Genomic DNA, 2,781 nt, shown 5'->3' with positions numbered 1-2,781 from the left:
CCCCTCGTTGAATACACTTCTTTGTGTTTGATCGCTCCGGCTGGTCTATGATATGACAAGTTCTTATCTTCTTGTAGCGGGAAGCTAACCGAAGGATGAAGGGTGATGCACCATAGTCTCCAGCGTCGCCAAACACCTTTGGTTCCCATTTTCGATAGTCTGGGTCAATCGCCCGTAGCCAGAACCTGAGGAGCCCCTTAATCGAGGGTATTCTGAACTCAGGCTGTTTCGTTGCTCCGCCCAGATACATTGGCGTCAGTAACTCAATCTCGATTTCTGTTCGTTCCATGCTATCAATCTCCATTTCCAAGTGGCCATCGTTCAAGTGTAAGATACTCTCCAACCACATACGGATTCTCTCGCTGTTCCTCACGACTGCGTTTGTCGATGGTCGCGAAGATTTCCATTGGGATTCCCAGTTCCTCTGCTTTCCTTCCGAAGGCTCTCGAGAGCTCGGTCATCATAGTCGTCCCCCCTACAACATGTACAGCAACATGTTTTGAGCGGGTAACTAGATCGACGCGCCTATTGACGAGGTCATCGATTTCTTTGAAGGAAGCATAAGGGTCTTCAATAACAAGATCCGATACCGCGAGCTGAGCGATATTAGCTTCTTCCACAACCTCCGCCAAGAAGGGCTTTGTATCAGGAGAGACAAGCGCGAGCATCCTATCCGGTGAAGTATGCTTTAGGGCTGAATACATGGCCCCTTTGGATCGCCCGAGAGGACAGACCAGAAGATCATCCTTCTCTTCATCTTCTTCCCACAGACAGCTCAAATCGATGGATTTGATTCTTTCGAGGATGTCTTCTGCGGTCTCAGCTAGATCATCAATCCAAACCCTGTTTTCTCCGTATCCGCAATGAGCAAGCATATTCCGTTTCTGGATGATTTCGCCCCACAGTTTCCCTGCTTGCTTCTGCTTGGCGGTTAGCCCCTGTGCGAGCTTGGGATTACTTGCTCTCGCGCTGAGTGCACCTAGTCTGCCACTCATGTACTTTCGTGTGGGATACTCCAACCAACACTGAGGGTCATGGTTGAGTAATGCTTTGTTGAGCAGCGTTTCCCTCATCATTGTCAAGGCGTTGCTGACCTGCCCATATTCCAGGGCCAAGTCTATGATCTTGATTTGACGCTGGATTTCCTCGGGGGTGAGTTGTAGCGTACCCTTAGTTTCATGTTCATCAAAAGAGCACGATTCAGCTATCGCGCGTAAATCATCCGCAAGATGCTTGAATAAAGGCAGTGAGGCTGGTGATTCCTCCACTGATTCAAGTTCACGTTGAACGCCGCGGGCAGCCATGCCCAGTTCAATGGGTAGACCAGCACCAAAGGAACCGCTCATTCCGATGAGCGATTTTCGGATGCTTATGACATCATTGAAGCCTTCTTCACCATGTGATATTTGCTTCGTCTTGTTTTCTACCAGTTCACGAAGGCCGCCTACATCCCCCGTTCTCGTGAACATCTTGGTTGCATGATACCACTCTATGACACGAAAGGCCGAGGTTACGTCAAACACCTTACCTGTTTCAGTTTCCCTATCATACTTGGAATAGAATACTCGATCAAGCTCAGAGTTGTGAAAGCTCGTGAGGTAGCTCATTGCTGTGAAATAGAGAAGCGGAAGCGGCCGATACCCGGAGGTGATATCAAGTGTGAGCTTGACAGGTGACTCGGTTGTTTCCGACAATTTCAAGACTGCGTCGATTACTCTCTCGACAATCGACCACTGTTCTTCCGGTGATTCTCCTGAAGGAATCAGATGTTTCTCTGGTTTAGGAAGGGAATTATCTTGACACGCTTTCTTGTATTCATCAAAATACCGACAGCTTTCCTCAGTACAGAATAGAAGAATGGCATCAAACGGTCCGAGAAGAACACCAGTTGCGATTCCTGCCAGCTTGCCGTCCCATGATTTTCCATTGGCACCTATGAGATTGTATGTAATTTTATTGTAACCACTGATTTCACCAATTGTACTGAGCAGCACTTTCACTTGTCTATTGTCCCTCGCATCTATTTCGAGTTCCCTCGACCTACTAATCTCTGTACCTAGTTTCCCGCCATGCCCGCTTACGATAATAGCTTGTTTTGGGATATTTAAGGCATAACCGGTTCTTACCCCTTCAAGTAATTGCCGTAGAGAGGCTCTATTAGCGTTCCATAAGGGGGCCGCTATGCCTTTCAGAGTGGATGGCGAATCCCGGAAACGAACAGGAACTAATCGTGCTTCTAGAGCTGTATTTTGTTTCCTATGTGTGGCATCATGGAGATGAAACTGAACCATCCCCCATCAGTTCCAAAGGCTTCTTCATCGAAAACGATCGTACCTCATTTCTGCATGGTCTTATTGGGATGAATCTCTTTCTCGTGTCTCCTTAGCTGGAGCTTATCTTTTGCAACGATTATGATATGCAGTTATTCAAAGCGGTGAATACTGAGTTTCAATCTCCTTAGCTGGAGCTTATCTTTTGCAACTTACAGAAACCCCCTCTAATCAATGTTTTTGCGGCTTAGGAGGATCAACCCCACCAAAACCTTCGATTGTCTATCCAGAGGGGTATCCTTTAAGAAGAAACTCGAAACCAGATAAGCAAGCATAGCCCTGCATAGCATTGCTTCCAACAATCTCTGCATTGCCTTGTCGATTATCTCGATGGGAAAGTCCGTAGAGACTGCATAAGGTTTTTTGAGAACAAAAGGAAGAGGCGGGTTTCTGACACGGGTTTAATGAGCACAAAGAGGAACTATCATGTCTTCTAAGAGCAAATACAGGT

General features: G+C 47.0%; 2 protein-coding genes. Both read right to left on the bottom strand.

Annotated features, from left to right (window positions below):
• On the bottom strand, window positions 1–349 hold a 349-nt coding region (gene cmr1 / locus GF309_05070), incomplete at its 3' end, for a type III-B CRISPR module RAMP protein Cmr1 (GenBank protein ID MBD3158141.1).
• On the bottom strand, window positions 294–2,291 hold the full coding sequence (locus tag GF309_05065; protein MBD3158140.1) for a hypothetical protein: 1,998 nt from the start codon (window positions 2,289–2,291) through the stop codon (window positions 294–296). The genes cmr1 and GF309_05065, both read right to left, overlap by 56 nt.
• Window positions 2,292–2,781 lie beyond the last annotated feature (490 nt).

The organism is Candidatus Lokiarchaeota archaeon, from assembly GCA_014730275.1.
Classification (GTDB): Archaea; Asgardarchaeota; Thorarchaeia; order Thorarchaeales; family Thorarchaeaceae; genus WJIL01.
Note: the sequence above shows the minus strand (reverse complement) of the source record. Positions and strands in the feature narration are given on the sequence as shown.

What these genes read in the sequence shown, in the direction of transcription:
- GF309_05065 (MBD3158140.1), bottom strand. Translation starts at nt 2,291, where the DNA reads ATGGTTCAGTTTCATCTCCATGATGCCACACATAGGAAACAAAATACA.